We start from the raw sequence: 6,478 nt of genomic DNA on the forward strand, positions 1-6,478 counted from the left end.
GGCGGCGGTCGCGCGCCGGCGGACGCTCGCCGCACGGATGCGGCGCGCGGCGCACGCGCTCACGGAGCCCGCCGCGCCGACCGCACCGCCCGAGCCCGTCGAGCCGCCCGAGGTGCCGCCCGACCTCGTCCCGCTGCTGCGCGAGCTGGGTGCGGCGCTGCTGTCGTCGGGGCAGTCGGTCGTCGACACCGAGCGCCAGATCGGCGAGGTCGCGGCCGCGTACGGCGCCGACCACGTGCGCACGATCGTGCTGCCGACGGGCGTGTTCGTGCAGGTCGAGACGACCCGCGGGACGTTGAGCGACTTCACCGGCCCGGGTACGAGCGGCACGCTGCCCCTGCACCAGATCGGCGACGTGGACCGGCTCGTGCGCGACCTCGTGCGCGGCGACGCCGACCTCGCCGGCGCCCGCGCACGGCTGCGCGAGATCCTGGCCACGCCGGCGCGGTTCGGTCCGCTGCTCGTCGTGCTCGGCCACGCGCTGCTGACCGTCGGGTTCGGCCTGATCCTCTACCCGAGCGCCGCGACGCTCCCGGTGTTCCTCGTGCTCGGGGCGGTCGTCGGGGTCCTGCGGCTGCTCGGGGGGCGCTGGCCCACGCTCGGCGCGGCCCTCCCGGTCGCCGCGTCGTTCCTCGTCACGGTCGTCACCATCACGCTCGTGTCGCCCGCGCTCGGCGGCGACCCGGTGCGGATCCTCGCACCCCCGCTCGTGAGCTTCCTGCCCGGTGCCGTGCTCACCGTCGCCGCGATCGAGCTGACGTCGAACCAGGTCGTCGCGGGTGCGAGCCGCTTCGTGTTCGGCGGCGCGCAGCTGCTGCTGCTCGCGTTCGGCGTCGTCGCCGCGGTGAGCGTCGCGGGCCCGTTCGCGACCGAGACCCGGCTCGACCTGCTCGGCGCGTGGACGCCGTGGCTCGGCGTGCTGTGCGTCGCCGTCGGGCACCGGTTCTTCTCGTCGCCGCCGCGCGGCACGTTCTGGTGGCTGCTGCTCGCGCTGTACGCGGCCTACACCGCGCAGGCCGTGGGCGGGCTCGTCCTCGACCCGCAGCTGTCGGGCTTCGTCGGCGGGCTCGTCGTCGTGCCGGTCTCGCAGGCGATCCAGCGCGCCCGCACCGGTCCGCCCGCGGTCGTCACGATGCTCCCCGCGTTCTGGCTGCTCGTGCCCGGTGCGCTCGGGTTCCGGGGCGTCTCCGAGCTCGCGACCGGCTACTCGTTCGGCATCTCGGACCTGATCGACACCGTCCTCGCGCTGTTCTCCATCGCGCTCGGGGTGCTCGTCGGGACCGCCGCGACGCGCGACGCCCGGCGCGTGACCCGCACGGTCGTCGAGGCCGTCGCCCCCGTGGTGCACCGCGACCGCTGACGCGGCGTCCGCGCACGGTCGGCCGGTCGGGCGACGGCGGGATCAGCGGCCCGAGACGGAGAAGTGCTGGTAGTCGACCGGCGAGTCCCAGGAGCCGCCCCACCGCCAGCCCGCCGCCGCGAACGCCCGGACGACGGCGTCGTCGGCCAGGATCACGCCCGGCGCCGGGGTGCGGGACGCGTACGCACGGCCCGCGGGCGGCGCGACGTGCCGACCGACCACGTAGGGGTTCTCGACGGGGTTCACGTCGATCGCCCTCCCGTACGCGTGCTCCGACCACGCGGTGCCGCCCGTGATCGCGCGGCAGTTGAAGGCCGACGTGTTGTCCGCCGCCATCGACGCGTCGTCGTCGGCGCCGAAGTCGTCCACGAGCCGCATCGACCGGACCGGGTAGCCCGCGTCGAACAGCGCCTGGAACACCTCGACGATCCCGTCGGCGACGTCGGCGTGCACGACGAGCTCGCCCTGGAGCACCTGTCCCTCGAACCCGTGGTGCGTGACGGTGACGTACCGCAGGTCCTCGAGCGGCACCGGGCACCCCGGCCGCCACGACGCGGACATGCGGGCGACGACGTCGGGCGTCAGCGGGCTCACCGTCCCGCGATACGCGGACGTGGGCGTGGGCGTGGGTGTCGGGGTGGGGGTCGGGACGACCGGGTCGGGCGCCGCCGCCTTCGCCACCGCGTCGGGCTCGACCGTGACCGTCGCGGCCGTGACGGGCTCGCGCACCGACGCTCCGCACCCGGCGAGCCCGACCGCGAGCACGCCGACGATCGCACGCACCGCGAGGCGGCGCGCGCCGGACGACCGGTCCCCCGCGGTCCGCACGTCGCCAGTGTCGCGGCCGGGCACCCGGTCACGCACCTGGGGAGCGAGGACCGGTGCACGCGGACCCGCCGACACCCGACGACACCCGCGACACCCCACGAAGCGCCACGACGCGCGACGACGCCCGACGCACGGGAGCCCTCGCGGGAGCGACGCGGGGGCCGACCGTCGCCTACACGCGGCCGCGGCGGTCGACCGTGATGCCGACGGACACCGTGCTGCCCGCCCACATCCGCACGTCCCGGCACCCCTCGGCGCAGTGCATGCCGCACGCCGGGCAGACCCACAGCGTGTGGTGCCGGTCGATCGTGCAGCCGCACGTGACGAACCGCTCGGAGGGCCGGCCCGGACCCGTGCTGGTCCAGCGGTGACCGGCGGGGCACGCCGCCGGTGGGACCCGCACCCAGCCGCGTGGCGTGCGCAGCCACTTCGACCAGTCGACCTCCCGCACCATCGAACAAGTGTACGAACGCACCGACCGCTCGGGCGACCGCCCAGCGGGTGACGAACCCGTCGCCGGGCGACCCCCTGGTCACGACGCACGCCGCGCAGCGACCGGGACCGCGGGTGAGGATGGGACGCATGACACTTCCCCCCACGACCCCCACGCTCACCATCCCCGGCGGAGAGATCCCGGTGCTCGGTCTCGGCACCTGGCAGGCGGAGGGCGGCGACGCGGAGCGCGCGGTGACGGCTGCGCTGCAGCTCGGCTACCGCCACGTCGACACCGCGACGGGCTACGGCAACGAGGCGGAGGTCGGCCGCGCGCTGGCCACGATCGACATCGACCGCGACGACGTGTTCGTCACGACGAAGCTCCCGCCGGACCACGTCGGCCGCGAGCGCCAGACGCTCGTGGAGTCGCTCGCCGCGCTCGGGACCGACCACCTGGACCTGTGGCTCGTGCACTGGCCGCCGAACAAGCAGGCGACGCCCAGCACGTGGCGTGAGTTCGTCGCGGCCCGCGACGAGGGCCTGGTGCGGTCGATCGGCGTCTCCAACTACTCGATCGCGCAGATCGACGAGCTCATCGAGGCGACCGGCGTCGCGCCGGCCGTCAACCAGATCCCGTACAGCCCGGTCGACCACGACCCGGCCCTGCTCGCGGCGCACCGCGAGCGCGGCGTGGTCGTCGAGGGCTACAGCCCGCTCAAGCGCACCGACCTGGACGCGGCGGCCGTCGCGGACGCGGCCCGGGCGCACGGCGTGACGCCCGCGCAGGTCGTGCTGCGCTGGCACGTCGAGCACGACGTGGTCGTCATCCCGAAGTCCACGAAGCAGCACCGCCTCGAGGAGAACCTCGGCGCGCTCGGCTTCGAGCTCACGGCCGACGAGGTCGCGGCGATCGACGCGCTCGGCAAGGGCTGAGCGTGGCGGCCCGCGTGAGCGCCGGGCTGCTGCTCTACCGGCGGACGGGCGACGGGATCGAGGTGCTGCTCGCGCACATGGGCGGCCCGTTCTGGGAGCGCCGCGAGCGCGCGTGGACGATCCCCAAGGGTGAGCCGGAGCCCGACGAGGACGACCTGCTCGCGGTCGCGGTGCGGGAGTTCACCGAGGAGCTCGGCGTCGCTCCGCCGCCCGCGTCGGTGCCCGACGTGCCGCTGGGCACCGTGCGGCAGAGCGGCGGGAAGGTCGTGCACGCGTGGGCCCGGGAGGGCTCGGTCGACGAGACGGCGGTCCGCAGCAACACGGTCGAGGTCGAGTGGCCGCCGCGCTCGGGCCGGACCGTCACCGTTCCCGAGGTGGACCGGGCGGCGTGGTTCACGCCCGACGACGCGCGGCTCGCGGTCGTCGCCGCGCAGGCCGAGCTCGTCGAGCGGCTGGCGCAGGCGCTGGCCTGAGAGGTCGAGCGACCGGCGTCGGGCCGGCGTCCCTGCGCCCCGGGGCGTCGGCCCGTCGGCGTGGTCCGGGCGCGGACCCGGCACGATCCGTCAGGGGTTGTGCTCGACCTCGGCGGGCGGCGGGGTCACGCCGGGCGGCGTGGGCCCGGGCACGGTCTCGTCGAGGATGACCTCGAGACGCTTCGCGCTGGTCGAGAGCACGTACCCCGCGAGCGCGAGCCCCATGGCGGCCGCGACGACGAGGGCCTTGAGCACGAGACCGGGGACGAGGGCGGCGCTGTAGGCGGCGGGGACGACGAGCAGCAGCGTGACGTGCGCGCCGGTCCACATGCCGTCGCGGCGCTGCTCGAGCTCGTGGCGCATCGAGGCCATCGTCACCTCCGTGGTCGGGGGTCGCCCGCCGTTGGACGACCCCGCCGACCGAACACTACGGCCCGACGGGCGGGGTGCGTGAGGACGATGGTCCCCGCGCACCCCGCGCGGGCGTCAGCGGCGGACGACGACCGTGAGGGGTGCGGTCGCCGTGGTGCCCGCGGCGTTCGACAGCTCGGCGGTGAACACGTACGTCCCGGGCGCCAGGCCGGCGACCCGCGTGGTCGCGTGCTGCGCCTGCGGCGTGGCCGGGGTCAGCGTCTGGCGGTCGACCTCGACGCCGTCCTGGTAGAGCACGTACTGCTCCGCGTTGGTGCCCCACCACAGGTGCGCGGTGATCGTCAGGTCGCCGTCGCCGTCCCGGTTGTCGTGCTTGAGGACGGCCTTCGCAGGCGCTGCGTCGCGGACGCGGACGGTGAGCGGTGCTGACGTCGACGAGCCCCACGGGTTGAGGACCTCGACGACGTAGGTGCGGTCGCCGTCGGTCCGGCCGGTGACGTCGAACGCGACCTGCTGCCTCCCGGGGGTGCGACCCTCCAGCCAGGCGGCGTCGACGAGCACGCCGTCCTCGTACAGCTTCGCGACGGTCCCGTTGCTGCCCCAGAACAGGGTCGCGGTGACGGTGTAGTCGCCGTCGTGCAGCCCGGTGTCCCAACCGTTGTCGTGCGACAGCCGGAACCGGTCGGGCGCGCGGTCGGCGACGGGCGACCCGGACCGCAGCACGCCGGCACCGGCCTGCGCGCGGACGGTCGCGGCGACCTCGGAGGCCGGCTGCGCGGTGTACGGGTAGGCCGCGGCAGGGTCCCAGCGGACCGCGTCGGACAGGGGCACCGTCGCCGTCGCGTTGTACGCGGCGAGCACGTCGAACGGCTCGCCGTTCACGAGCGACCCGGTGACCTTCGCCTCGGTCCCGCCCCAGCCGGCGAGGATCTTCGCGGGGTCGGACGTCGGCAACAGCTCGAAGACGTTCTGCTCGGCGACGATGCTGCTCTCGCGCCCGGCGCCCAGGTAGTACTGGAACCCGACGCCGTCGGGGTAGAGCGCGGGCTTCGTCTGCTCGTAGAGCTCGTTGTAGACGTGCACGTCGCCGTACCGGACCCGCGGCGCGCGCTGGCCGATGTCGGTCCAGCGGTTGTGGTGGTACGTGATGCGGTGCTGGCCGCGGTCCTGCGTCCGGGAGTCCGACGAGCCGACGAGCGACGTCTTGTCGTGCTCGCGCAGCGCGTTGTACGACACCGTGACGAGGTCGGAGCCGTGCGTGATGTCGACCAGGCCGTCGTGCACCTCGAACGGCCGCCCGCAGACGGTGTCGAGCGTGGCCGGCGGATGGTCGCCGTCGTCGAACGTGTTGTGGTCGACCCACACGCTCGTCGACGTCCACACCGAGAGGTTGTCGTAGGCGGAGTTCCAGTTGCCGCCCGAGTCGTTCGCGTCCCACTGCGGGAAGCAGTCGTACGCGTCGGACAGCGTGAGGTTGCGGACGATCACGTTGCTCGCGTCGCGGACGCGCAGGGACCCGCCGACGATCCGGGCGTCGTCGCCGACGCCCACGAGCGTGACGTTCGAGCCGACGTGCTGGAGCGTCTGCGCGGCCTGGAGCGCGGCGGCCGCCGTGCGCGCGGTCTCGAGCGGGCCGCTCGGGTCGACGCCGGGGCCGAAGGCCGCGATGTAGTCGCTCATGGCGAACGGCTCGCCGGTCCCCTCGACCGTGACCTGGCGCTCGAGGTCCGCACACGTGGTGCGCGTGCCGTCGGGCCGCTCCCACGCGTCGATCGTGCCGCGCACGTAGACGATCCGCGGGACCGTGTTGCGGCGCGCGTCGGTCTGGGACCCGCCGCGCTTGCCGGCGAGCGCGTCGCGCAGCTCCTGCCAGGTGTCGACGACGTAGACCTCGCTCGGGCCGGCGGCGACGCCGCCGGTCGTCGGGGCCGCGGTGCGGGCGACGCCGTCGGGCCGGGTCGCGCCGGACCAGGACGCCCAGCCGTCGCCGGGCGGCAGGACCTCGCGACCGAGGTCGGCGGGAGGTGCGGACGGCGGCGTCGACGGCTTCTGCGCCGCGCCGGCGGCGGCCGGGAGG

7 protein-coding genes are annotated in these 6,478 nt (G+C 75.1%); 3 read left to right on the top strand and 4 right to left on the bottom strand.

What is annotated here, in order from left to right:
* On the top strand, positions 1–1,360 hold a 1,360-nt coding region (locus CTKZ_RS19450; protein WP_148090527.1), incomplete at its 5' end, for a threonine/serine exporter family protein.
* A gap of 42 nt (positions 1,361–1,402) precedes the next feature.
* Here the strand turns inward: CTKZ_RS19450 and CTKZ_RS22620 are convergent.
* Together CTKZ_RS22620 and CTKZ_RS19460 are read right to left on the bottom strand one after the other, a co-directional pair.
* Positions 1,403–2,188, bottom strand: coding sequence for a M15 family metallopeptidase (locus CTKZ_RS22620; RefSeq protein ID WP_268904347.1), 786 nt, complete (start codon positions 2,186–2,188; stop codon positions 1,403–1,405).
* A gap of 172 nt (positions 2,189–2,360) precedes the next feature.
* On the bottom strand, positions 2,361–2,642 hold the full coding sequence (locus CTKZ_RS19460; RefSeq protein WP_124344464.1) for a hypothetical protein: 282 nt from the start codon (positions 2,640–2,642) through the stop codon (positions 2,361–2,363).
* Positions 2,643–2,770: 128 nt separating this feature from the next.
* On the opposite strand from CTKZ_RS19460, the gene CTKZ_RS19465 reads away from it, so the two are divergent.
* Both CTKZ_RS19465 and CTKZ_RS19470 read left to right on the top strand, forming a co-directional pair.
* Positions 2,771–3,556 carry an aldo/keto reductase gene (locus CTKZ_RS19465; protein WP_124344465.1) on the top strand — a complete coding sequence of 262 codons (786 nt, stop codon included), beginning with the start codon at positions 2,771–2,773 and terminating at the stop codon, positions 3,554–3,556.
* A 2-nt stretch (positions 3,557–3,558) separates the two neighbouring features.
* Positions 3,559–4,029: an NUDIX hydrolase gene (locus tag CTKZ_RS19470; protein WP_124344466.1), complete on the top strand. Its 471-nt coding sequence runs from the start codon at positions 3,559–3,561 to the stop codon at positions 4,027–4,029.
* A 90-nt stretch (positions 4,030–4,119) separates the two neighbouring features.
* On the opposite strand, the gene CTKZ_RS19475 is transcribed toward CTKZ_RS19470, so the two are convergent.
* Positions 4,120–4,401 carry a hypothetical protein gene (locus tag CTKZ_RS19475; RefSeq protein ID WP_124344467.1) on the bottom strand — a complete coding sequence of 94 codons (282 nt, stop codon included), beginning with the start codon at positions 4,399–4,401 and terminating at the stop codon, positions 4,120–4,122.
* Positions 4,402–4,515: 114 nt separating this feature from the next.
* Positions 4,516–6,478: pectate lyase family protein (locus CTKZ_RS19480; RefSeq protein ID WP_124344468.1), on the bottom strand; the 1,963-nt coding region annotated here is incomplete at its 5' end.

The organism is Cellulomonas algicola (genome assembly GCF_003851725.1).
Classification (GTDB): domain Bacteria; phylum Actinomycetota; class Actinomycetes; order Actinomycetales; family Cellulomonadaceae; genus Cellulomonas; species Cellulomonas algicola.